This window comes from Mesorhizobium sp. M1428, assembly GCF_040317515.1.
Taxonomy (GTDB): domain Bacteria; phylum Pseudomonadota; class Alphaproteobacteria; order Rhizobiales; family Rhizobiaceae; genus Mesorhizobium.
Genome location: NZ_JAMYKT010000013.1, coordinates 57,633 through 80,970 on the forward strand (window position 1 = coordinate 57,633; position 23,338 = coordinate 80,970).

The 23,338-nt window shown below is 63.2% G+C and carries 28 protein-coding genes; 11 read left to right on the forward strand and 17 right to left on the reverse strand.

Going from position 1 to position 23,338, the window contains the following annotated elements; all coding sequences use genetic code 11:
* Window positions 1-37 precede the first annotated feature (37 nt).
* From ybgF to rcdA, 14 genes are all read right to left on the reverse strand, one after another.
* Window positions 38-1,144, reverse strand: coding sequence for a tol-pal system protein YbgF (gene ybgF / locus NKG60_RS19195; protein ID WP_352666167.1), 1,107 nt, complete (start codon window positions 1,142-1,144; stop codon window positions 38-40).
* A gap of 188 nt (window positions 1,145-1,332) precedes the next feature.
* Window positions 1,333-1,839 (reverse strand): peptidoglycan-associated lipoprotein Pal, encoded by a 507-nt coding sequence (gene pal, locus NKG60_RS19200; RefSeq protein WP_023677992.1) that lies wholly within the window; start codon window positions 1,837-1,839, stop codon window positions 1,333-1,335.
* 283 nt (window positions 1,840-2,122) lie between these two features.
* Entirely contained in the window at window positions 2,123-3,406 is a 1,284-nt protein-coding gene (gene tolB / locus NKG60_RS19205) for a Tol-Pal system beta propeller repeat protein TolB (RefSeq protein WP_502895839.1), read from the reverse strand.
* Between the two features lie 67 nt (window positions 3,407-3,473).
* Window positions 3,474-4,631, reverse strand: coding sequence for a cell envelope integrity protein TolA (gene tolA / locus NKG60_RS19210; protein ID WP_352666165.1), 1,158 nt, complete (start codon window positions 4,629-4,631; stop codon window positions 3,474-3,476).
* A gap of 7 nt (window positions 4,632-4,638) precedes the next feature.
* Window positions 4,639-5,097 (reverse strand): protein TolR, encoded by a 459-nt coding sequence (gene tolR / locus NKG60_RS19215; RefSeq protein WP_352975350.1) that lies wholly within the window; start codon window positions 5,095-5,097, stop codon window positions 4,639-4,641.
* 9 nt (window positions 5,098-5,106) lie between these two features.
* Complete coding sequence (gene tolQ, locus NKG60_RS19220; RefSeq protein ID WP_352489260.1) at window positions 5,107-5,817, reverse strand: protein TolQ; 711 nt, start codon at window positions 5,815-5,817, stop codon at window positions 5,107-5,109.
* A 295-nt stretch (window positions 5,818-6,112) separates the two neighbouring features.
* Window positions 6,113-6,583 (reverse strand): tol-pal system-associated acyl-CoA thioesterase, encoded by a 471-nt coding sequence (gene ybgC, locus NKG60_RS19225; protein WP_352666164.1) that lies wholly within the window; start codon window positions 6,581-6,583, stop codon window positions 6,113-6,115.
* Between the two features lie 127 nt (window positions 6,584-6,710).
* Window positions 6,711-7,751 carry a Holliday junction branch migration DNA helicase RuvB gene (ruvB, locus tag NKG60_RS19230; protein WP_352666163.1) on the reverse strand — a complete coding sequence of 347 codons (1,041 nt, stop codon included), beginning with the start codon at window positions 7,749-7,751 and terminating at the stop codon, window positions 6,711-6,713.
* A 46-nt stretch (window positions 7,752-7,797) separates the two neighbouring features.
* On the reverse strand, window positions 7,798-8,082 hold the full coding sequence (locus NKG60_RS19235) for an AbrB/MazE/SpoVT family DNA-binding domain-containing protein (protein WP_352666162.1): 285 nt from the start codon (window positions 8,080-8,082) through the stop codon (window positions 7,798-7,800).
* Window positions 8,083-8,122: 40 nt separating this feature from the next.
* On the reverse strand, window positions 8,123-8,743 hold the full coding sequence (ruvA, locus tag NKG60_RS19240) for a Holliday junction branch migration protein RuvA (protein ID WP_352666160.1): 621 nt from the start codon (window positions 8,741-8,743) through the stop codon (window positions 8,123-8,125).
* 13 nt (window positions 8,744-8,756) lie between these two features.
* Entirely contained in the window at window positions 8,757-9,203 is a 447-nt protein-coding gene (locus NKG60_RS19245) for a type II toxin-antitoxin system VapC family toxin (RefSeq protein ID WP_352666158.1), read from the reverse strand.
* Complete coding sequence (locus tag NKG60_RS19250; protein ID WP_292664915.1) at window positions 9,181-9,450, reverse strand: AbrB/MazE/SpoVT family DNA-binding domain-containing protein; 270 nt, start codon at window positions 9,448-9,450, stop codon at window positions 9,181-9,183. The genes NKG60_RS19245 and NKG60_RS19250 overlap by 23 nt, the downstream gene beginning before the upstream one ends.
* Window positions 9,451-9,505: 55 nt before the next feature.
* A complete protein-coding gene (gene ruvC, locus NKG60_RS19255) occupies window positions 9,506-10,018 on the reverse strand; it encodes a crossover junction endodeoxyribonuclease RuvC (RefSeq protein WP_352666156.1) in 513 nt (170 codons plus the stop codon).
* An 86-nt stretch (window positions 10,019-10,104) separates the two neighbouring features.
* Window positions 10,105-10,632 carry a protease adaptor protein RcdA gene (rcdA, locus tag NKG60_RS19260; protein WP_352465697.1) on the reverse strand — a complete coding sequence of 176 codons (528 nt, stop codon included), beginning with the start codon at window positions 10,630-10,632 and terminating at the stop codon, window positions 10,105-10,107.
* Window positions 10,633-11,211: 579 nt separating this feature from the next.
* Between rcdA and NKG60_RS19265 the strand changes: the two genes are divergently transcribed.
* Window positions 11,212-11,763 (forward strand): DUF2269 family protein, encoded by a 552-nt coding sequence (locus NKG60_RS19265; RefSeq protein WP_352666154.1) that lies wholly within the window; start codon window positions 11,212-11,214, stop codon window positions 11,761-11,763.
* A 40-nt stretch (window positions 11,764-11,803) separates the two neighbouring features.
* Here the strand turns inward: NKG60_RS19265 and NKG60_RS19270 are convergent, their stop codons facing one another.
* Both NKG60_RS19270 and NKG60_RS19275 read right to left on the reverse strand, forming a co-directional pair.
* Window positions 11,804-12,574, reverse strand: a complete 771-nt coding sequence (locus NKG60_RS19270) for a sulfite exporter TauE/SafE family protein (protein ID WP_352450835.1) — start codon at window positions 12,572-12,574, stop codon at window positions 11,804-11,806.
* 96 nt (window positions 12,575-12,670) lie between these two features.
* The gene (locus NKG60_RS19275; protein ID WP_352975351.1) at window positions 12,671-13,120 is read right to left on the reverse strand and encodes an Lrp/AsnC family transcriptional regulator; all 450 of its coding nucleotides are present in this window, start codon (window positions 13,118-13,120) and stop codon (window positions 12,671-12,673) included.
* A gap of 132 nt (window positions 13,121-13,252) precedes the next feature.
* Between NKG60_RS19275 and NKG60_RS19280 the strand changes: the two genes are divergently transcribed.
* The 3 genes from NKG60_RS19280 (at window position 13,253) to NKG60_RS19290 (ending at window position 15,996) form a co-directional block, all read left to right on the forward strand.
* Complete coding sequence (locus NKG60_RS19280) at window positions 13,253-14,137, forward strand: DMT family transporter (protein WP_352666153.1); 885 nt, start codon at window positions 13,253-13,255, stop codon at window positions 14,135-14,137.
* A gap of 178 nt (window positions 14,138-14,315) precedes the next feature.
* Window positions 14,316-14,963 (forward strand): thiamine phosphate synthase, encoded by a 648-nt coding sequence (locus NKG60_RS19285; protein WP_352666152.1) that lies wholly within the window; start codon window positions 14,316-14,318, stop codon window positions 14,961-14,963.
* A gap of 1 nt (window position 14,964) precedes the next feature.
* Entirely contained in the window at window positions 14,965-15,996 is a 1,032-nt protein-coding gene (locus NKG60_RS19290; RefSeq protein ID WP_352666150.1) for a tetratricopeptide repeat protein, read from the forward strand.
* Between the two features lie 43 nt (window positions 15,997-16,039).
* Here NKG60_RS19290 and NKG60_RS19295 read toward each other — a convergent pair whose 3' ends face one another.
* Window positions 16,040-17,056, reverse strand: coding sequence for a zinc-dependent alcohol dehydrogenase family protein (locus NKG60_RS19295; RefSeq protein WP_352975353.1), 1,017 nt, complete (start codon window positions 17,054-17,056; stop codon window positions 16,040-16,042).
* Window positions 17,057-17,168: 112 nt separating this feature from the next.
* Here NKG60_RS19295 and NKG60_RS19300 point away from each other — a divergent pair, with 112 nt between their 5' ends.
* The 7 genes from NKG60_RS19300 to NKG60_RS19330 all read left to right on the forward strand — a co-directional run bounded on the left by NKG60_RS19300 (window position 17,169) and on the right by NKG60_RS19330 (window position 23,260).
* Complete coding sequence (locus NKG60_RS19300) at window positions 17,169-18,026, forward strand: LysR family transcriptional regulator (protein ID WP_352666147.1); 858 nt, start codon at window positions 17,169-17,171, stop codon at window positions 18,024-18,026.
* 138 nt (window positions 18,027-18,164) lie between these two features.
* On the forward strand, window positions 18,165-18,731 hold the full coding sequence (gene efp / locus NKG60_RS19305; protein WP_292664037.1) for an elongation factor P: 567 nt from the start codon (window positions 18,165-18,167) through the stop codon (window positions 18,729-18,731).
* Between the two features lie 81 nt (window positions 18,732-18,812).
* Window positions 18,813-19,613 carry an inositol monophosphatase family protein gene (locus NKG60_RS19310; protein WP_352504937.1) on the forward strand — a complete coding sequence of 267 codons (801 nt, stop codon included), beginning with the start codon at window positions 18,813-18,815 and terminating at the stop codon, window positions 19,611-19,613.
* A gap of 99 nt (window positions 19,614-19,712) precedes the next feature.
* Window positions 19,713-20,420, forward strand: coding sequence for a PAQR family membrane homeostasis protein TrhA (trhA, locus tag NKG60_RS19315; RefSeq protein WP_352666145.1), 708 nt, complete (start codon window positions 19,713-19,715; stop codon window positions 20,418-20,420).
* 115 nt (window positions 20,421-20,535) lie between these two features.
* Entirely contained in the window at window positions 20,536-21,561 is a 1,026-nt protein-coding gene (locus NKG60_RS19320; RefSeq protein WP_352489246.1) for a MotA/TolQ/ExbB proton channel family protein, read from the forward strand.
* A 1-nt stretch (window position 21,562) separates the two neighbouring features.
* A complete protein-coding gene (locus NKG60_RS19325) occupies window positions 21,563-22,594 on the forward strand; it encodes a peptidoglycan -binding protein (RefSeq protein WP_352865540.1) in 1,032 nt (343 codons plus the stop codon).
* Between the two features lie 267 nt (window positions 22,595-22,861).
* Window positions 22,862-23,260, forward strand: a complete 399-nt coding sequence (locus NKG60_RS19330) for a hypothetical protein (RefSeq protein WP_352666143.1) — start codon at window positions 22,862-22,864, stop codon at window positions 23,258-23,260.
* Window positions 23,261-23,338: the final 78 nt, after the last annotated feature.

Consider the following 23,338-nt stretch of genomic DNA (forward strand, 5'->3'; position numbering starts at 1 on the left):
GGGCCCGGTTTTGCGGCAACGACATGCAGCGGAAAAACTAGCACGCCGCGAGTGCCCTTTCCTGCTTGACCCGCTCCTTGAGCGCGCCGGAAATATCGGGGTAGCGCTTGCCGATCTCGCTGAAAGTGGCACAGGCCACGTCGCGCTGCTTCAGCCCGACCAGTGAAACGCCGAGCTTCAGCAACATGTCGGGCGCCTTCTTGGCCTTGGGATAGTCCTTGCTGGCAGCGAGGAAAATCTCGGCCGCATCGCGGTATTTCTGCTGGCCGAGCAGCGATTCACCAAGCCAGTAATGCGCGTCCGCCGCCTTGGCGTCCCGGGGAAAACGGGCGATGTGGTCGCGGAAACCCTGTTCGGCGGTGCTGTAGTCGCCCGACAGGATGAACTGGTAGGAGTTGCGGTAAAGTTCCTCCGGGTCGTTGGTCGAGGGGAGTGCCGCGACCACCGTATCGTCGGACTTACCGGCCTTGTTGCCGGCTGCGCCGGCGCCGTTGGCTGGGGCCGTATTCTGCTCAGGCGCATTCGCCTGCGCATTGCCATCGGCTTCGACGACATTGCCGTTTTTGTCGACGGTGATGGTGCCGAACGTCTTGGGCGGTGCGCCGGGGATCAGCTTGCCGGGATCGCCGTTGGGCGATTCGATGATGACGTCCTCGACGCTTTTGCGGCCGTCTGCTGCCTTGCCCGCATCAGCCGGAGCCGGCGTCCCCGGCGCCTCCGCCACGTTATTGTCACCGTTGGGGGTGTCGTTGTTGGGGGCGGCCTCGGACTTCTTCTGCTCGGTTGGCTGCTGCGCGCCTTGACCGCCTTCCAATTGCTGGAAGCGGAATTCGTTGTCTTCCTGCTGCTTGCGGATCTGCTCCTGCATCTGCAGGACCTGGAAATTGAGTTCCTCGATCTTGCCGTTCATCTGCCGGAGCTGTTCCTCCAGCGCCGGAGTGCCGGTGCCATCCTGTTGCGCAAATTGAACCTGATCCGGCTTTTTCTTTTCGCCGAAAATGCCGGGCAGCTTGATCGTCGGCAGGTGGAAGGAAAAACCGCTTTCCGATGACTGCCCGGTGCCATTTGCCCCGTCAGCAAGTGCCGCGATACTTGATACGAGCAGCAGCGCAAGCGTGCCGCTCAAGACCGATCTGAAATGCATGTGCCTCTCGCCGTGAAAACCGTTGTTGCGCGCCTCTCAATCGAAGTAGACCAGCCAACTGGGACCAGCCAGACGCTCTCGGCTCTTAACAGGACGTGAGACTTCGGCCAAATTTTGTTTGGAGCGAGCAGATATGAAAAAGGCGGCCCTTTGGCCGCCTTTCGCACCAAGTGTTGCATTTATGCCGATCAGGAGCCGGCGCCGCCCAGCGTGGTGACGGCGCGGCGGTTCTGCGACCAGCAGGAGATGTCATCGCAAACCGCGACCGGACGCTCCTTGCCGTAGGAAATGGTCTTCAGGCGCTGCGCCGAAACGCCCTTGGCGACCAGGAAGTCGCGGGTGGCGGCAGCACGGCGGGCGCCGAGCGCCAGATTGTATTCGCGCGTGCCGCGCTCGTCGGCATGGCCTTCAATGACGATGGCATACTGCTTGTACTGGTTCAGCCACTGCGCCTGGCGCGACAGCGTCGTCTGCGCATCGGCGCGGATCGAGGATGAATCGGTGTCGAAGAAGATGCGGTCGCCGATGTTGACGGTGAAGTCCTGGGCCGACCCGGGCGTTGCCGCGCCGGCGCCGTTGAGGCCGAGATCGGCGGCGCTGTTCGGCGTCTTCTTCGAGGCGCAACCGGTAATCGCGAGCATCGCGACCAGCGCGATCATGACCGGGTTTGTGGTAAGTGCTGCGATACGGCCCATGCCGCCTCTCCTTCGCAATTCGAGTGATTTCATTGATCGTCCAGTAACCACGTTTGGGTTAACCGACGCTCAAGAAACACGGTTAAAATTTGGTTTCGGCTGCCGTCCGCAACCGTTCTGCCGAGGGCTACTCAAAGGCGACAATGAGCGCGGACCGTAGGCGGAAATGCGGCCAAAACGCGACCATCGGGTGAAAACAAGGCCGGAAACGGCGCTTTTCGGCCACCGTTGCCGGCATGCAACTGGGAGCAAAGGATGCTCGAGTTGAACATCCTCTTCCAGCCTATTCGAGCAACGGCGACCAGGCCGGATCCGAGGCGAAGTTCGCCGTCGGGATCGACTGTTCGTTGCGGCCGGTGAGATCGACCGAAACAAGTTTTGGTCCACCATTGGAATCGCGGAAGAACATCAGTACCCGGCCGTTGGGCGCCCAGGTCGGCCCTTCCTGCTGAAAGCCGGTGGACAGGATGCGCTCACCCGAACCGTCGGTGCGCATGACGCCGATCTGGAATTCGCCGCCGGTCTGCTTGGTGAAGGCGATGAGATCGCCGCGCGGCGACCACACCGGCGTCGAATAGACGCCGTCGCCGAACGAGATTCGGGTCTGGCCCGAGCCGTCGGCGCCCATCACATAGATCTGCGCGCGGCCGCCGCGGTCCGAGGTGAACACCACCTTGCTGCCGTCAGGCGAGTAGGACGGTGAGGTGTCGATGGCGGTCGAATTGGTAAGCCTGGTTGTCGAGCGGCTTCTCAGATCCATGGCGAAGATGTTGGAATTGCCGTCGTCGCGCAGCAGGCTCATGATCACCTTCTGGCCGTCCGGCGAAAAGCGCGGCGCAAACGTCATGCCGGGGAAATTGCCGACCAGCTCGCGCTGCCCCGTCTCGATCTGCAAAAGGTACACCCGCGGCTGACCGCTCTCATAGGACATGTAGGTGATTTCCTGCCGGTTCGGCGAGAAGCGCGGCGTCAGCACGATCGATTTGCCGTTCGAGAGATAGCGGACGTTGGCGCCGTCCTGGTCCATGATGGCAAGCCGTTTCTTGCGCGCATTCTTGGCGCCGGACTCGTCGATGAAGACGACGCGCGTGTCGAAATAGCCCTTCTCGCCGGTCAGCCGCTCATAGATAGCGTCGGCGATGATATGGGCGACGCGCCTGGTATTGGCGTCGTTGGCGAAGAACTGTTCGCCCGACATCTGCTGGCCGGCAAAGGTGTCCCACAGCCGGTACTGGGCGCGGACACGGCCGTCAGCCTCCTTGCCGACACTGCCGGTGACCAGCGCCTGCGCATTGATCACCTTCCAGTCTTCGAAGCGCGGTGTGGCATCCGGGTTCGAAATCTTTTCAATGAAAGCGCTTTTGTCGATCGGCGCGAACAGGCCGGAGCGTTTCAGGTCGGCACTGACGATGCCGGAAATCTCGGCACCGAGTGCATCGCCACCCTGGAAATCCGTGATAGCGATCGGCAATGGCTCGACATTGCCCTTGTTGACGTTGAGCTCAACGAGCGCCCGCGCCGGCAAGGTGGCGGCGGCAGTCATGCCCAGCGCCATCGCTACGATCATCAGGAGCGGCTTGAGGATGGATTTCATGTCTTCTCGCTTCTCTTCGCTGATTCTGTGGGCGCCGGTCCTAAAGGCCGAGCATCTCCCTGGGGTCGAAAGTGACCCGAACGTCGGACCAGATGTCTTGCTTGCCCGCCGGAACCTGCAGGCCGGCCACATCGCATTTCTGAACCGCGCGCACTGCACTTTCGTCAAACGGGCGGTTTCCGCTCGACTTTTCAACGCTCGGCCGGCCATCCAGCTTGCCGGAGGCGTCCAGATTAAACCGGACCACGACGACGAAATTCTCCGAACCCTCGAGCCCTGCCGGAAGCGTCCAACAACCGCCAAGCTGGGCCTCCAATGCCCCCTGCTCCGATTTCGAAAGCTTCTGGCCCTGATCCTTGTCGCCGCCGAGCGATGCCTGCTGGGTCGAGCGCTTGGCGCCGCCGCCGGATGGCTTGCGCTTGTCGAGCAAAGCCGAAATCTCGTCGGCGTTGAATTGCTTGTCGTCCGATTTCGGCTTGGATGAGGCCTCCTTGACCGGCTTGTCGGCGTCCTTGCGCTCCGGCGCCTTGGCGCTTTCGGCCTGGGCCGGCTGCGGCTTCGGCCGAGCCTCGGGCGCCGGGGCCGAGTCGGGAAGCTGCGCCTCCTCGGTTGGCGGTTGCTTGGCAATCGCTTCGGCGACGGCATCCGGCTTGACCTCGGGCTGCGGGTCGATCGCGGCGGTCTTGTCCTGCGGCGGCGTGGGCGTCGGCTCCTTGGCCGGCGTCGGCTTGGGTTCGGTCTGCTTGACAGGCTCGGGCTTGACCTCTTCCTTCGGCTGCGGCACCGGCGCTACCTCCGTAGCGGGAATAGGCTTCGGCTCTTCCTTCGGCTTCGGCACGTCCTCGGGCTTGGGCTTCTCGACCGGCGTCGGCGCGGGCGGCGGAGCCGCCGTCATATCGACTGGCTGGGGCTTGGGCTCCGGTGTCGGCGGCTTGTCGGTGTCGACGCTGTTATCGCCGATTTTCTGGGCGTCTGGAACGATGTCGGGACGCTGCGTCGGCAGCGGCGCCGGCTTGTCATGCATCACAGATTTCTTGTCGCCTTGCAGGACCTGCGCCGTCGCTTCCATCGGCACGATCTCGACCGACACTGATTCCGCATCGGACGCAGGCATCGCGGGCGGCGAGGACAACGTGAACAGCCCGAAGGCGATCGCCACCGTATGCAAGATCACCGATGTGGTGAGGCCGGTCCTCATCTTGCGTCTATTGATCCTGTTCCTGCAGTGAAACCAGGCCGATGTTCTTGTAGCCGGCAGCCGAGATGCGGGCCATCACGTTCATGGCCGTGCCGTAATCCGTCGCCTTGTCACCCCTGATGAAAATGCGCTCGTCATAGCCGGTCTTCGAGATCGCCTGCAGCTTTGCCACCAGCTCCTCGATCGGGATCTCGGTTTCCTGGAGGTAGATCTGACCGGCCGGGTTGATGGACACGGTTATAGGCTGCGTATCGGCGTTCATCGCTTTGGCTTGCGTATCGGGCAGGTCGATCGGCACGCCGACCGTCAGCAACGGCGCCGCGACCATGAAGATGATCAAAAGCACCAGCATCACGTCGACCATCGGCGTGACGTTGATCTCCGATATCAAGGCGTGATGGCGGCCGCGCCGCCTGTGGCCGCGCCCGCCGCGTCCTCCGCCACCTGCGCTTACGGACATTCCCATGATCGTTCCTCAGGCCTTCTGCGCGACTTTTTCATCGATTTGGCGCGAGAGTATGGCGGAGAACTCATCCGCGAAGCCTTCCATGCGCACCGCGATCTTGCTCGCGTCCGACGACAGCTTGTTGTAGGCGATAACCGCGGGGATGGCGGCGAGCAGGCCGATGGCCGTCGCCAGCAGCGCCTCGGCGATGCCGGGCGCGACCACCGACAGGCTGGTGTTCTTCGAGGCGGCGATCGCCTGGAACGAGGTCATGATGCCGATAACCGTGCCGAACAGGCCGATGAAGGGCGCCGCCGAGCCGGTGGTGGCGAGAAAGCCGAGCCGCCCTTCCAGCTTTTCCATCTCGCGGGTCAACGCCAGATCCATCGCCTTGTCGATGCGGGTCTGCAGGCCGAGCGGCGATTTCGCGCCCTTCTCGAAGCTCTTCTTCCATTCGCGCATGGCGGCGACGAAGATCGCGCTCATGCCGGTCGTCTTGCGGTCGGCGAGCGTGCGGTAAAGTTCTTCCAGCGACTGTCCCGACCAGAACACCTGTTCGAAGCGGTTGAGCGCCAGCCGCATGCGGGCATAGGCGACGAGCTTGTCGACGATGATCGCCCAGGTCCAGATCGAGGCGCAGAGCAAGCCGATCATGACCAGCTTGACCACCCAACCGGCCTGCATGAACAAGGCCCAAATCGATAAATGCGCGCCCGGGTCGGCGAGAGCGATGTTTTCCATGTTACGTCCTTAAAGATTTTCCGGGCGTGGCTGGCGGCTGGCCCATGGGCATCCCTTGTGGTCCGTTCGCGTTAAGCTTGCGGAATAACCCCAAATGCACCGTTGGCGGCCTTTTCAGGGCAAATATTGGTGAAAGGAAGGCGCTTGGATTCTTCCAATCTTAACCAATCCCTTCATGGACCGTTATGGTTAAGGATGGGTTAGGACGTACAGCGCGGCGCATTGCCGCGCCTATGTGGGTCGCCCCGGCGATCCTGGCCCGGACGGGGCTGCGGGATCGTCACCTCTGAACCCTTTATTTGCGCGTTCTGGGCATGAAGGCTGCCACCCAGTCCTTGGGAAAGCGCCGCGGCCGGCCGTTCTCGCCGATGATCGCCGCTTCGACCCGCGCCTCGACCAGCACTTCGCTACCGCGCTTCAACTGTTGCGCCATGACGATGCGGGCGCCGGAAATCTCATCGGTGCGCGTATCGATGGTCAGGATGTCGTCCATGCGGGCCGAACCGCGGAAGTCGATCTCCATGCGCCGCACCACCCAGACTATTTTCTCGCCATGCTTGCCGTCGGCAAGCTCGGTGTGGTGGACGCCGGCCAGCCGCAGATAGTCGGAACGGCCGCGCTCGAAGAATTCGAGATAGCGTGCGTGGTAGACGACGCCGGAAAAATCGGTGTCGGCATAATAGACCCGCGCCATCAATCGATGGCCGAATTCCGTCAGCGCGCCGGAAAGTCCGGCGGACAATGCCGATTCACCGTGATCGTCCATTGCGCTGTCCTTTTGGCCCGACGGGCCCTGTTTCAAGCAACACCTGTTTTGCGCATAGACCGGCGATGATCAAGACCTGGAGGGCGGGGCCGGCAACTGCCAGCACCGAAGCCGTAAGCAGCGGAACTTATGGCTCTTCCTGGAACAGGCTGATCTGCTGCTGCGCCAGGTCCTTCGGCGCGTCGAGGCCGAGATGCCGCCAGGCATTGGCCGCCAGCACGCGGCCGCGCGGGGTGCGCATGATGAAGCCTTGCTGGATCAGAAAGGGCTCGATGATGTCCTCAATGGCATCGCGTGGCTCCGAAAGCCCGGCCGCGATGGTTTCGATGCCGACCGGCCCGCCGCCGAAATTCCGGGCGATCATCTGGAGATAACGGCGGTCGAGCGCGTCGAGGCCGAGCCCGTCGACCTCCAGCCGCGTCAGCGCCTCATCGGCGATCTGGCGGTCGACATGGCCGTCGCCGGCAACGCTGGCGAAGTCGCGCACCCGGCGCAACAGCCGGCCGGCGATGCGCGGCGTGCCCCGCGCCCTCCGGGCGATCTCCAAAGCACCGTCGTCGCCGAGCGGCATGGCAAGGATGCGGGCGCCGCGCCGCACGATCTGCTCGAGTTCCTCGACGGAATAGAAATTGAGCCGCACCGGAATGCCGAAGCGGTCGCGCAGCGGGTTGGTCAACAGGCCGAGCCGGGTGGTGGCGGCGACAAGCGTGAAGCGGGCCAGGTCGATCTTGACCGAGCGCGCCGCCGGCCCCTCGCCGATGATCAGGTCGAGCTGGAAATCCTCCATCGCCGGATAGAGGATTTCCTCGACCGCCGGGTTGAGCCGATGGATCTCGTCGATGAACAGCACGTCGCGGTCTTCGAGGTTGGTGAGCAGCGCCGCCAGATCGCCGGCCTTGGCGATGACCGGACCCGAGGTCGAGCGGAAATTGACGCCGAGCTCGCGCGCCATGATCTGCGCCAGCGTCGTCTTGCCGAGGCCGGGCGGGCCGACGAACAGCACATGGTCGAGTGCTTCGCTGCGCCCCTTGGCGGCTTCGATGAACACTTTGAGATTGGCCCGCACCGCCGCCTGTCCGACGAAGTCGCCAAGCGTCTGCGGCCGCAAGGTCTGCTCGGCGTCCTCGCCGCGTTTATCGGGAGCAATGAGGCGTGGCGAAAGGCTCATTCGCATACCGCTCGAAGGAAAAAGTTCGTATCGACACGGATCAAGGTCACCCGGCACCCTCTCGTTCGGCGTCTTGCTGCTCGCCAACAACATGGCGGCCTACTGCATCTCTTACCACCGCGTCGATCTGTTCCAGCGTAACAGGCCCGTCAGGTGGATCACCTAGAAATCCAGCGAGGTCGGCAAATTTGAGATTGCGCGGCGTTCCTATCAGGAGACCATCCACGACCGTCCAGGCAACAGTATCGCCTGACTTGAGCGACAACTCGTTCCGGACTTTCTTTGGAATCGTAAGCTGCCCCCTGGAGGTCAAGCCCGCATATCCGACCATGCTCTTGTTCCTAGTCGGAATTTATTTGTCGGGCAACGTCTCACCGTGCCAGCTCCTTCAGCCCGAAGCGGATCAGCTTAGAGGCGTCCGCCTCCTCGCCTGCCGTCTTCAGCGCTGCCGCCACCGCATTGGCGGCGGTGTCGCGCGAATAGCCGAGATTGACCAGCGCCGAGACGGCGTCGGTGATCGGCGCCGGGGCAACGCCTTCGCCGAGCTCCTGCTTCAGGCCGATGGTGCCGGAGGCAGTGCCCGCATAGGCCGGCGCCTTGTTCTTCAATTCGGTGACGATGCGCTCGGCGACTTTCTTGCCGACGCCGGGCGCGCGGCTGACCATGGCGATGTCGCGCAACGCAATCGCATTGGCGAGGTCGGCCGGCGCCAGCGTCGACAGGATGGCCAGCGCCACCTTGGCGCCGACGCCCTGCACATTGTTCATCAACAGCCGGAACCACTCGCGTTCCAGCACCGACTGGAACCCATAGAGCCGCAGCATGTCCTCGCGCACATAGGTCTCGATGAACAGCACCACCGCCTCGCCGGGCGGCGGCAATGCGGCAAGCGTGCGCGCCGAGCAATAGGCGACATAGCCGACGCCATGCACGTCGACGATGCAGAAATCCTCGTCGATCTCGTCCAGCGTGCCTTTTAGCTTGCCGATCATTTGGGCTTGCCGATCATTTGAACTTTCCTGTCAAGCCTGGCCCTTCATGGGTTTCCGGCGAGATGATATTGAGGTCCGGGAAATAGCTACGATAGCGCGCGGCATCGCGCGTCAGTAGCCGATGTCCCGCAATGACGGCGTGGGCGCCGATGAAGAAATCCGGTAAGGTTCGTTCGCGAATGCCGCCGGCGCGGCGATAGCGGGAATGCGTGACACCGGCGAGGAAGGCCGCTTCCCAGGGCAGGAATTCACGCTCAATCTTGAGCATGTCGGCTGCTTGGCGAAGGGCCTGCTCCGTCGCAATCAGCGGCGCGAGTTCGGACCAGACGATTGTGTTGATGACAAGTGCACCGTCGCGCCCGCATGCGGTGATCGCCGACGCTGACCACTTCCTCTCCCGTCCGGCAGGGCCCCACACGTCGATCAGGACATTTGTGTCAATCAATGTCGAGATCTTCACGCGGCCCCCTCAGCCATTCCATATATTCGTCCGTCGTCATGCCCCCCAAATCCAGCGTACCGGCCATACGATCGAGCGTCTGGCTGAATCTGCGCGAGGCTTCCTCCTCCGACATGTTTTCGTCGACCGCAATGACAAGAGCGCCGTCCTCGGTGGGAACGAATTCCACCTCCGAGCCTGGGCCGATGCCCAGGTGATCCCGTATCTCCTTCGGGATGGTCACCTGGCCCTTAGTCGTAACGCGCATGGTAATACCTCGCCGGTATTACTTATTGCCATCCGGAGAACAAGTCAAGAACAACTTATCCGGCCAGCGCCGCCAGCCTGTAGGCGATGCTCTGCCGGTGATGCGCGTGACAGATGGCGATGGCCAGCGCATCGGCGGCATCGTCTGTGTCGAAAGTCGCCTTCGGCATCAGCACCTTGACCATCATGTGGATCTGCTTCTTGTCGCCATGGCCGACGCCGATCACCGCCTTTTTAACGGCGTTTGGCGCATATTCGGCAACGACAAGCCCGGCACGCGCCGGCACCAGCATGGCGATGCCGCGTGCCTGGCCGAGTTTCAGCGTCGCAGCGGCGTCCTTGTTGACGAAAGTCTGCTCGACCGCCGCCTCGTGCGGCATCGCGGCATGCAGGATCTCGGCGAGCCCGTCATGCAATTGGCAAAGACGCACCGCCAGCGCCGCCTTGTCGTCGGACCGCACCGTGCCGGAAGCAACGAAGCGCAGCGAATTGCCGAGGCTTTCGACGATGCCCCAACCGGTGCGCCTCAGCCCCGGATCGATGCCGATGATGCGAATCGCTTCCCCCATCCGCCAAGTTTACCTCCGACGGACAGCGATGCCAGCGAAATGTGAACAAACCAGAAACAGGCTCTGGCAGTGCCCCGAGCAACCTGTCAGCCGCGGGCGAAAGCCGTGTTCAGCAGCGTGATCTGGTCTGAGACCGGATTGACGCGACGGCTCGACAGCGGCACCTCGGCGAGGCCGCCATAGATCTCCTCGTCCATGCGGCGCACCAGCGCCTGAAGGCGCAGCGAGCGGTTGACGAGGTCGACGAAATCCGTCGGCAGCTCGGCCCAGCCGGGCGCCTCCTCGTGCGCGGAGGCGGTGTCGAGACGCACCTTGGATTTTTCGGAAGCCACCTGATCGCGGGTCATCTCGCCGGAATTCGCCGCCCGCTGCAAAAGCAGCCACGAGGCGACCTGCATCAGTCTGGTAGTCAGCCGCATCGATTCGGCCGCATAAAGCGTCGCTGTCAGCCTCGACAGCTTCTTGGCCTCGGCGCGGCCCTTGCCGTCGAGATATTCGGCCGCCTGCTCGACCAGGCCCATGCCTTCCTGATAGAGCGGCTTGAAGGATTGGGAGAAAACCCGGCGCTCCGCCAGCTTGATGGTTTTCGCGCTCGCCTTCGAAGGCTCGTTCATCGCTACGCCCCTGCACTTGCCTGACAGCCGGCCGATTCGGCTCTTGGCCGCCATATCCGGCAGCCTAAACGACTGAAGCTTGAAAATGCGCTTCGCTGCCAGCGAAGGCAAGCACATGTTTAACAAACGGTTAACGGCCGCATTTAGCCGGAAGGAAGCCCATGCCGGCGCACAAAAAAAGAGCCGCGGATAAGGCGGCTCTCAGGAGTTTAACAGGGAGGCGTCAAACAAAGTGGCTCCAACCACTCGGTAAGAATCCAGATCACTGGATGGACATAGTAAACGCCTGTAAAGCTTAACGAAGCCTTAACGCGGGGCATATTTTTCGATCAAGCGCCCAGCATCTGTGCCGTAACAGCACAGCTGACTGGCCACGGCGCCGTTCACACCACCGGCTGGACAGTGGGGCGACGCCCTTGCGCCCGGATTCCTCCAGATCGTGACCGACATACCGAAACAGATCCGCTCGCCGCGCGACATCGTTCCGAAACAGGCGCCGCGCTAAACGCCCGTTCCTCGCAACGAGGCGGAGCAAACCTTGCGCTCCGGCAATCATCAAAATCTCTCAAGGAGCGAACAATGGACTGGTACTCGGCCGTTAAATTTCTGCACATCGTCTCGGCGATCCTCTGGGTCGGCGGCGGCTTCACGCTGATGCTGCTCGCGGTACGCGCCGACCGCGCTGGAAACGTCGAAGGCATGCTGCAGGCGATGCGCGCCACCGGCGAGCTCGGCAACCGGTTCTTCGCGCCGATGTCGATGCTGACATTGCTCTTCGGCCTCATTATGTGCGGCTTCTGGGTCGGCTTTTCCGATCTGTGGGTGCTGATCGGCCTTGCCGGTTATGCGACGACCTTCTGTATCGGCATGTTCATCTTCAAGCCTACTGCCGACCGTATGGCAGGTATGATCGCCAAGGATGGCGTGACGCCGGCAGTGCTTGCCCAGGGCCAGCGCGTCCTCAATGCTGCGCGCTTCGACTATTCGGTGATGCTGGTGATCATCGCGGACATGGTGCTGAAGCCGACGCTGCACGACATCACCATTCTGGGCTGCATGGCGTTCGTGCTGGCAACCGGCGCTGCCCTGGCGCTTGGCAGGACGCGGCCGCTGCTGCCGAGTGCCGCCTGAGGTTTAAGGAATCCGGCGGCGGCCGACAGGGGCCGCCGTCTTACAGGAGGCCGGCGATGCCGTCCCACAGAAGCTTGACCGCGACGACCGCTACGGTCGCATAGGTGAAGGGGTAGAACAGCTCCGGCCGCATCCGCCGCACCAGCCAGGCGCCGGCGATTGTCGACAGCGGCGCCAGCGGCATCAGGACCGCAGACGCGGTCAAATTGGTGGTATCGAACTGGCCGAGCGCGAAATAAGGGATGAGCTTCAGCGCATTGGTGACCGCGAAAAAAATCGCCGCGGTGCCCGACAGCACCTTCGGATCAAGCCTGATCGGCAAGGCGTAGACCTGAAAAGGCGGGCCGCCGACATGGGCGACGAAGCTGGTGAACCCGGCAACGGTACCCCAGAAGCCGGCGGCGACGCGGTTGGGCTCCGCCGCGTGGCCGGCACCGTGGCGGAGTTGCAGATAGAGCCAGCGCAGCACGAAGATCAGGGCAACCGCGCCGACGATCAGCCGCACCATCTCTTCGGTTACCAGTGCCGCCGTCAGCCAACCAAGGGCGATGCCGATCACGGCGCCGGGCATCATGTCGGCCAGCATCTTGCGGTCGAAGATGCCCCACCATGTCCACACCGAGACAATGTCCATCAGGCACAGAATTGGCAGAAGGATTGCGGCAGCCTGAACCGGCGGCATGGTCAGCGCCATCAACGGCACGCCGACAAAGCCGACGGCGCCGCCGAAGCCGCCTTTCGACAGGCCGACGAGGATGACGGCCGGAATGGCCGCGGCATAGAACCAGGGATCGACGAGCAGGCCTGACATGGGGGAAGGGAAGCTGGAGAAAAAGTTGACCTCTGGAATAGACCAGAAATGACCGGACCGCGACCGCAAATATGTGGGCCACGCCACCGAACCCCGTCACATGTTTGGCATATCGAGCGGCGGCGGGCGTCTCCGGATCGGCTGCGCCTTGATGATGGCGGTGCTGGTTTCGGCCTTGTCGGCGATGCGGTCGAGAATCCCGTCGAGCTCGCCGATCGAGCGGACGAACAGCCGCGCAACGAAGCAGTCATCGCCCGTCACCTTGTCGCAATCGCCGAATTCGGGGATTTCCTCGATCAGCTTCTGGACGATGTGCAGTTTGCCCGGCAATGGCCGGATGCGAACGATCGCCTGCAAGGCGTAGCCGAGCGCCTGCGGATCGATGTCGATGGTGAACGCACGAATAACGCCGCGATCCTCAAGCCGCCGAAGCCGCTCTGAAACGCTTGGCGACGACAACCCGACCTGCAGCGCCAGTTCCTTTAGCGAAGTCCGTGAATCCTTGACCAGGATATCGAGAAGCTTTCTGTCGAGCTCGTCCAGCATTTTACAATTCCAAGAAAAAGCCGATGTTTACCTAATTAAATTAGGTTCATTCTGCATATCACCAGCTACAAGTCATGGAAAGGCCCGATCCGCCGTGGGATTATAAAATCTCAACGGGTTTCAGGAGCATCCATGGACAACACGGTACGCGGCACGATCGAAATGACGGCGGCGATGGCGATCCTCGGCACGATCGGCTGGTTCGTCGTCCTTTCCGGCCAACCCATCATGGACGTGGTGTTCTGGCGCTGCGCTTTCGGGGCGGTAACGCTGCTGATCATCTGCGCGGCCCTTGGGCTATTGCGCGGCAGGCTGTCGCTTCGCATCGTCGCGATCGCGGCTCTCGGCGGGGCTGCCATCGTCATCAACTGGCTGCTGCTGTTCAGCGCGTTTTCTCGCGCATCGATCTCGATCGCCACGGCTGTCTACAACACGCAGCCTTTCATGCTGGTGGGTTTTGGCGCGCTCTTCTTCTCCGAACGGCTGACGATGACCAAGCTGACCTGGCTCGGCATTGCCTTTGCCGGCATGCTGCTGATCGTGCAGGCCGCGCCCGATGCAGGCAACCATGGTACGGACTACTTTACGGGAATTGCGATGGCGCTGGCCGCGGCTTTCTTCTGGGCCGTTGCGGCTATCGTCACCAAGAAGCTCAAAGGCACGCCGCCGCACCTTATCGCCCTGATCCAGGTCTGCGTCGGCGTTCTCATGCTGGCACCCTTCGCCAATCTCACCCACCTTCCCGCCGATGCGCGGAGCTGGGTCATGCTGGCGACACTCGGCATCGTCCATACCGGCCTGATGTACATCCTCATGTACGGCGCCATCCAGAAACTGCCTACGCATCTGCAGGGATCGCTGTCTTTCATCTACCCCGTCGTCGCCATCCTCGTTGACGTCGTCGCTTTCGGCCATCGTCTGCAGCCGGCGCAGATCGTCGGCGCCGCCGCCATCCTGGTCGCCGCTGCCGGCATGAACCTCGGCTGGTCGCTTTGGAAATCGAAAGTGCCTGCGTAGAGCCCGCAAGCGGCCAGGCGAGGAGAATTTCGGCCAACGGCAGCCATGCTCCGAGCCCCATGGAATCGTTGACGGCAATCGTGATCCCCCTGCCGCCTGTTCAATCCCCGCACTTTGCTCTATGCCGCAATGCAACCATCTTCGCCCGGCATAGGCGATAACCCGGGATCGAACACCAATGAATAACGCAACGCCGCCCAACCGCTGCCGTATCGTGCTGATCGCGCCGCCGAACGTGCCGGCCGAGCGCATCGCCGCGGCCTTCGACGGCGGTGACGTCGCCTCGCTTATCCTGCCGGAAAACGGCATGGACGAGGCCGCCTTCCAGGCCTTTGCCGAACAGATCGTGCCGGTGGCGCAAGCGGCCGGCATTGCCGTCATCATTGCCGGCGACACCCGCATCGCCGGCCGCGTCCAGGCCGACGGCATTCATGTCGAGGTCGGCAAGGACGAGCTCGCCGAAACGATCGACCATTTCCAGGCCAGGATGATGGTCGGCACCGGCGGCGCCAAGACCCGCGACGATGCGCTGGAACTCGGCGAGGTCAGGCCTGACTACATTTTCTTCGGCCGCTTCGGCTACGACAACAAGCCTGAACCGCACCCGCGCAACCTGTCGCTCGGGCAGTGGTGGGCGGACGTGATCCAGATCCCTTGCATCGTCATGGCAGGATCCGATCTTGCCTCGGTGGAAGCGGTCGCCGCCACCGGCGCCGAATTCGTGGCGCTGTCCAGCGCCGTCTTCGCCGACGGCGTCGATCCGAAGGTGGCGGTCGCCGCCGCCAACGCGCTGCTCGACGAAACCGCGCCGCGCTTCGAGGACTGACGTGCGCTCGCGGAAAATCCTTTTCAGCGCCTTTCTTGCAACGGCCGTGACGCAGGCGATAGCGGCGGAGCCCGTTCCGCTGCCCCAGCCCAGGCCGGATTCCAGCGAACCTGCCGACAGGCCGATCGCCGCACAATTGCCGCAGCCCGCCACCACCGCCCCGCTGCCGTCGGCCGATACAATCAATCCCGACCGCTTCGGTGCAAAGCCGTCCGATGCTGCCTATGGCGCCTTTCAGCGCGGACTTTACAAGACGGCCTACAACCTTGCGCTTTCCCGTGCTCAAAACGGCGATCCGGCGGCACAGACGCTGGTGGCAGAGATACTGTCGCGCGGCCTCGGCGTGCCGGTCGACGCGGCAGGGGCGGCGAAGTGGTATGCGCTTGCCGCCGAGCAGGGCGTCCCGGAATCGCAATTCCAGTATGCGCTGATGCTGCTCGACGGCCGCTACGTCAAAAAGGACGAGAAGGAGGCCTATGCGCTGATGCAGGCCGCCGCCGAGGCCGGCAACCGCCTGGCGCAGTTCAATTTTGCACAGTTGATGGTCGAACAGGAGCCCGGCGATGCCGGTATTGCCAAAGCCGTATCCTATTACGAGCGCGCTGCCGCGACCGGGCTTGCCGACGCACAATATGCGATGGCACAGGTCTACGCCAATGGCGCCGGCGGCAAGCCGCGCGACGATGTCCGCGCCCGCGGCCTGCTGGCACAGGCCGCGCGGCAGAACTACGACACCGCACAGATCGATCTCGCCACCTGGATGATCGAGGGGCGCGGCGGCGTCCGCGACCTGAAATCCGGCTTCAACTGGATGAAACAGGCCGCAGAAGGCGGCAATGTCGCCGCCCAGAACCGTCTCGCCAAGCTCTATATGAACGGCATTGGCACCGATCCGGATCTGATCCTCGCCGGCGCCTGGTATGTTGTCGCCCGCCGCGCCGGGCTCATAGACCAGGAGATGGACGATTTCCTGCAGGGCCTGACCGACGAGCAGACGCAGCAGGCGCTGCAACGGGCCAACCGCCTGCCCTGACCGCGATCTCGCGGCCCATCGCACCCGGGCTCGTCAGGCGGGCTTATCGCGTATGATCGAGGACGACCTTGCCGAAGGGCGAGCCGTGTTCAAGGTACCGAAAGGCTTCAGCGGCCTGGCTCCACGGCACGACCCGGTCGATCACCGGTCTCAACCGGTTGACGACAATGGCGCGGTTCATCGCCTCGAAGGATTCGCGTGAGCCCACCGGGATGCCTCGGGCCCTGACCTGCCGGCGGAAGATGTCGAGCGGGTTGATGGCGCCGTCACTGCCGCCGAGATAGCCGATGACGTTGATCTGGGCGCCGCGCGCCGCTGCCCTCAGCGATTGTGCAAAACTCTGCGGTCCGCCAACCTCGATGATATGGTCGGCGCCGCGGCCATCCGTCAATCCGAGCACGGCCGATGCCCAGTCGGGGACGCTGCGATAGTTCACGCCATCCTGCGCGCCAAGTTGCTTTGCCCGCGCAAGCTTCTCGTCGCTGCTCGACGTCACGATGACGCGGGTCCCGGCAGCGGCGGCGAACTGCACCGCAAACAGTGAAACGCCGCCGGTGCCGAGGCAAAGCACGGTGTCGCCGGGTTTGACGCCGCCCTCCGTAAACAGCGCGTGCCATGCCATCACGCCGGCGCATGGCAGCGTCGCCGCCTCGAGGTCGCTCAGATTGGCTGGCGCCAGCACCGCCGCCTGTTCGTCAAGCCGGGCAAATTCGCTGAGCAGCCCGTCGATTGGGCCGCCGCGTTGATAGGAGGGCTCGGCCATGGCGAAACTGCCGCCGACCCAGCGTTGCCAGAACGTGCCGCAGACCCGGTCGCCGATCTTGAACCGGCTGACCTCGGCGCCGATGGCAACGACTTCGCCGACGCCGTCCGACAGCGGCACCAGCGGCAATGCAAACTTCGTGTGATAGCTGCCGCGGACGATCTCGGCATCGCGGTAGTTCAGCGCCGTCGCCTTCACCTTCACAATCATCTCCTGGCGCCCTGGCTCGGGCATCGGCCGCTCGACCATTCTGAGGTTCTCGAGGCCGCCCGGGCTCTGCAATTCGATCGCTTTCATCGTCGTTCCTTTCCGGCTGGGTCCTGCCGGAGGAAAATCGCTTGCCATCCATCGGATTTCAAATTCATAATGTTCAGGATAATTATGCTTCTATGACATGTTCGGGTGCGTCATGCTTGAAGAACTGAAAACACTGGCCCTCTTTGCCGAGGAGGGTTCGATTCAGAAGGTGGCGCAACGCCTGCCGTTGACGCAGCCGGCCGTCACCCGCCAGATCCAGCGGCTGGAGGAGATGCTCGGCACGGAATTGCTCGACCGCCGGCTAAAGCCGTCGCGACTGACCCCGGCCGGCTTAGAGGTGCTGGCACGCGGCAAGGACATTCTCGCCGCGGTCGACGCGCTGAGATCATTTGCCAAGGGCGACGAGCCGGAGGGCCTGCTGCGGCTCGGCCTCGCGCATGGACTTTGCGACAAAGCCGTGGCCGCCGCTATTGCTGATGCCGTGGCGCGGTTTCCGAAGGTCTCGCTGCGTCTGAAGAGCGGCTGGAGCCTTGAGCTGGCCGACCAGCACAAGCGCGGACAGCTCGACCTCGCCTTCATCCTGGATGGCGGCAATTCCAACACTGGCGACGGCGTTGTCGGAACCGAGCCCCTTGGCATCATCGCTGCGGAAAACACCGGCCGGCTGGCCGACGTTAAGACCATGCCCTGGGTCCTCAGCCCTGAACCTTGCGACGCGCGCCGGCGGCTGGCGGCTGCCCTTGCCGAGGGCGGCCACAAGTTGATAGTCGGCGCCGAGATTCAGGACAGCGCGCTGCAGATCGACTGGGTTCGTCGAGGCCAAGGCCTTGGCCTGCTGCCCAGGCGGCTGCTGCGGGAAAAGCCGCCGCAGGGCATTGCCCTGGTCGACGCTCCCGGCCTCGAGCTGTCGCTGCGAATTGTCGTGCTGCGTTCGCCGCACCTGCATCTTTTGAGAGAGGTCGCCGACGCGGTGACCGAGGCTGTCACCGCGACTGTCAGGACAGACTGAGGCCGCCACGCCGCGTTGCCGGGCCAGCCTCGCTCCCGCTTCATCGGAAGGCGCTCCTTGCCTCTGCTGGCGATTTGTGGTCTTGGAGGCGCCAAATCGCCCTTTGCGGCGATCATCTCATTTCCGGATCATCTCACCATGGCCAAGATCAATGGCAACGAAATCCGTCCCGGCAATGTCATCGAGCATGATGGCGGCCTTTGGGTGGCGGTCAGGACCAATACCGTGAAGCCCGGCAAGGGCGGCGCCTACAACCAGGTCGAGCTCAAGAACCTGATCAACGGCACCAAGCTCAACGAGCGCTTCCGTTCGGCCGAGACGGTCGAGCAGATCCGGCTCGATCTGAAGGATTTTTCCTTCCTCTACGAGCAGGGCGACGCGCTGGTATTCATGGACACCGAAAGCTACGAGCAGCTCGAATTGCAAAAGGAGTTCGTCGGCGATCGCGCGGCCTTCCTGCAGGACGGCATGATGGTGACGGTCCAGCTCTATGACGAAAGGCCGATCGGCATTTCGCTGCCCGACCAGGTGACGCTGACCATCACCGAGGCCGACCCGGTTGTGAAGGGCCAGACGGCAGCCTCGTCCTACAAGCCGGCGATACTCGAAAACGGCATTCGCGTGCTGGTGCCGCCGTTCATCGGCTCGGGCGAGCGCATCATCGTCGATACCAACGAAATCACTTACGTACGCCGCGCCGACTAGGGCGTTATCCCAAAGAGTTGCAGACTTTTTGGATAAGATCATGCGTCAAGGCAAATAGGCGCAGCGACAGGAAGAACAGCAATGGCGCGTTCCGCGATCCTCAATGTCATGGTCCAGGCCGCAATGAAGGCCGGCCGCTCGCTGTCGCGTGACTTCGGCGAAGTGCAGAACCTGCAGGTCTCGATGAAGGGGCCGGGCGACTATGTCAGCCAGGCCGACCGCAAGGCCGAAGACATCGTCTTTGCCGAACTGTCCAAGGCGCGGCCCGGCTACGCCTTCCTGATGGAGGAACGCGGCGTGATCGAGGGCGACGACGGCCAGCACCGCTGGATTGTCGACCCGCTCGACGGCACCACCAATTTCCTGCACGGAATTCCGCTCTTTGCCGTTTCGATCGCGCTGGAGCGCCAGGGCCAGATCGTCGCCGGCGTCGTCTACAATCCGGCGATGGATGAGCTCTATACCGCCGAGCGCGGCGGCGGCGCTTTCATGAACGACCGCCGGCTGCGCGTCGCCGGCCGCACCAAGCTGGTCGATGCGGTGATCGGCTGCGGCATGCCGCATCTCGGGCGTGGCCAGCACGGCAATTTCCTCATCGAATTGCGCAATGTCATGGCCGAGGTGTCCGGCGTCCGCCGTCTCGGCTCCGCCTCGCTCGATCTCGCCTACGTCGCCGCCGGCCGCATGGACGGGTTCTGGGAAACCGGCCTGTCGGCCTGGGATGTCGCCGCCGGCATTTTGCTGATCCGCGAGGCGGGCGGCTTCGTCTCCGATTTCGCCGGGGGACAGGATGTGCTGAACGCCGGTTCACTGGTTGCCGGCAACGAACTCATCCAGCGCGCGCTGTTGAAAACTATAAAAAGGCCACTCTCAGCCAGCTGATAGAGGCACGCCGCGCTGAAGCGCCGCAGTCGCAAAACCGCAACCAAAGCTTGAAATACTGTCCCGCGGCCGCCCAGATAAGGCGGCGCAGGATCATCGATGACGAACAGCCGACCCCAATCCCAGAGCGAACTCTCCCAGCTCGACATTCCCTTCATGGGGCGCTGGCATTACTCGCGCGCCGAGATCATCGCCGACGGCATCGTCCACGCCGTCGGCATCGTGCTGGCGATCGCTGCCGGCTCGATGCTGCTGGCACTGGCCGCCTATCGAACCGGCCCCGGCGAATATGTCGCCGCCGCCTTCTATGTAGTCTCGCTGCTCACCGTGCTGTCGGTTTCGCTGGCCTATAATGTCTGGCCGGTGTCGTCGCCGGCAAAATGGATATTGCGGCGCTTCGACCATGCGGCGATCTACCTGCTGATCGCTGCGACCTACACGCCGTTCCTGGCCCAGCTCGGCGGCTCGCCGCTGGCCGTTTCGATGATCGTCCTGGTCTGGACCGCCGCGGCGATCGGCATCGCCATCAAGGTCTTTCTTCCCGGCCGTTTCGACCGACTGGCGATCGTCTTCTATCTGGCTATCGGCTGGAGCGGCATCGTTCTGGTGGAGCCGCTCGTGCGGACGCTGCCGGCGACATCGATCGCGCTCATCGTTGCCGGCGGCATCGTCTACTCCTGCGGCGTGATCTTCTTCGCCTGGAAGGGCCTGCGCTTCCACAATGCGCTGTGGCATGGCTTTGTCGTCACCGGCGCCGGCCTGCATCTGGCCGCCATGGTCGACTGCCTGGTCATCAACCGGCTTTGACCTCTGGTTGCGGACAGTGGCAATATTGCCAAGCGCCATTCAATTTCGTCACAATTCCGTTTAGAGTCGCAAACACAAATTGATCGGCGGCGACGGCATCGGAAACGGGGCACGGATGACTCTTCTCAGATCCTTCGGCATGGGCAGGCGCTCCGACGTTCTGATCTACGATCCGCACAAATTGTCGAGCCCGCAGGTGTTTCTGCTGACCATGGTGATCTTTCTGTTCATCGTGGCCTTCATCGCCGCCATCCTGACCCGCCAGATCTCGACCGCCTTCGTCACCAATCCCGGCCTTAACGGCCTGATCATCGGCGTGCTGGCGGTCGGCATCCTGCTGGCCTTCGTCCAGGTCGGCCGGCTGTTCCGCGAGGTGCGCTGGGTCAACTCGTTCCGCGCCGGTTCCGAAACCACCGAACCGGTGCTGCTGGCGCCGATGAAGGCGATGATCGGCCGCTCGTCGACGATTGCCTTCTCGACCAGTTCGATGCGCACCATGCTGGATTCGATCGCCACCCGCCTCGACGAAAGCCGCGACACGTCGCGCTACCTTGTCGGACTGCTGGTGTTCCTCGGCCTGCTCGGCACCTTCTGGGGCCTGCTCAACACGATCGGCTCGATCCGCGAAACCATCGAGTCGCTCGATCCCGGCACCGGCGATGCCGCCGCCGTGCTCGAATCCCTGAAGCAGGGGCTTTCCGCTCCGTTGGCCGGCATGGGCACCGCCTTCTCGTCCTCGCTGTTCGGCCTCTCCGGCTCGCTGGTGCTCGGCTTCCTCGACCTGCAGGCCGGCCGCGCCCAGACGCGCTTCTATACCGAACTCGAGAACTGGCTGTCCTCGGTCACCGACCTCTCCTCCGACATCGTCGTTGCCGACGCAGTCAAGACCGAACCCTCCGAGGAAATCCGGCTGTTGTCGGAAAAGCTGCGCACGCTGCAGGAGAATGGCGGCAGCTCCAATCCGCGCGTCGCCACCGCCATGGCCAATCTCGCCGACGGCATTTCCGGCCTGGTCAAGAACATGCGCTCGGAACAGCAGATCATGCGCGACTGGGTCGAGGCCCAGTCGGACGAGCAGAAGGCGATGCGCAATACGCTGGAGAAGATCGCCGACGCCTTGAAGAAGCCTGGAGTGCATTGACGTGGCGTTGGCACGAGGCCGGCGCTCCGACCGCCGCATCGATTACTGGCCGGGCTTCGTCGATGCGCTGTCGACGCTGCTGTTGGCGATCATGTTCCTGCTCACGGTTTTCGTGCTGGCGCAGTTCCTGCTCGGCCGCGAGATCTCCGGCAAGGACACGGTGCTCAACCGCCTCAACTCGCAGATCAACGAGTTGACCCAGCTTCTGGCGCTGGAGCGCTCGACGACGCAGGACAAGGAAGACACCCTTGCCAATTTGCAGGCATCGCTGTCCGCATCGGAGGCGGAAAAGAGCCGGCTCGAGCAATTGCTGGCGCAAGGCGCCGGTGCCGGCGATGCCGCCAACCAGCGTGCCACCGCCCTTTCCGGCGAACTCGACAGCCAGCGCCAGATCAGCCAGCAGGCGCTGAGCCAGGTCGAGATCCTCAACCAGCAGATTTCGGCGCTGCGCAAGCAGATCGCAGCGCTCGAACAAGCGCTCGACGTGTCCGAAACGCGCGACCGCGAATCCAACACCAAGATCGCCGATCTCGGCCGCCGCCTCAACGTCGCACTGGCGCAACGCGTGCAGGAGCTGAACCGTTACCGCTCCGATTTCTTCGGCCGCTTGCGTGAAATTCTCGCCGACCGCGAGAACATCCGCATCGTCGGCGACCGCTTCGTCTTCCAGTCGGAAGTGCTTTTCCCGACCGGCTCCGAGGTGATCAACGATGCCGGCAAGGTCGAGATGAAGAAGCTCGCCGATGCCATCATCGAATTGCAAAAGGAGATCCCGGCGGAGATCAACTGGGTGCTGCGCGTCGACGGCCACACCGACAACAAGCCGCTCTCCGGCACCGGCCGCTATCGCGACAATTGGGAATTGTCGACGGCGCGCTCGACATCGGTGGTCAAGTTCCTGATCGAGAACGGCGTGCCGGCCAACCGGCTGGTCGCGGCCGGCTTCGGCGAATTCCAGCCGCTCGACCCCGCCGATACCGAAGAGGCGCGCAACAAGAACCGCCGCATCGAGTTGAAGCTGACCGAGCGGTGATCTGCAAGCCTTTGGCTTGCGCCATGCTCCGGATCGGGGCCGGCCGGAGCGGCGGGGCCATCTAGGGCACCGGCGCGGCGCCGGCAAGCCCCGAAGAAATTACCTTTTTTTGATTACAATTCGCCGCGACGCGTCACTAGCTTTTGGCAAGGGGCCGGGAACCGCCGGCGATGCCTCCCACATCGCGACGCGACGGAACCTGACGGCCCGCGGCCGGAAGGCAGGACCCTCCCAACCACCGCCTTCCCCAGTAAAGGAGACGCAATCATGCGCTTCTTCGCTCCCATGAATCTCAGGACTGCTACGCTCGCCACACTTCTCCTCGCCGTTCCGTTTGCTGGCGCTTACGCCGGCCCGCGTGCGACGGCCTTGATCAATCAGATCCAGAGCGTGGAGACGGGTATCCTGGGCGCCATCCGGGCGAACAAGCTCGAGCCGGGTGAGGCACGTGACCTGCGCACGCAGGTCGCTCAACTCGATCGGGCCGCCCAGAGGGCCGCGCGCGATGGAACGATGCCGAGCACGCAATATCAGCAGTTGCTGGCGCAGCTCGACGATGTCAGCCAAAAGCTGCGCGCTGCTACCGGCAGTGCCTTCCTCATCGGCAACGGCGCCGACGGCGGATACTATCCGAACGGCTATGGCCCAAACTATCCAGGCGGCTGAAATCGGCCGCCGTGCCCGGCGCTGTGGCTATTGATTTTGCGCATGATCCTTTCCAGCTCGGTTCAGGGATCATGCGCT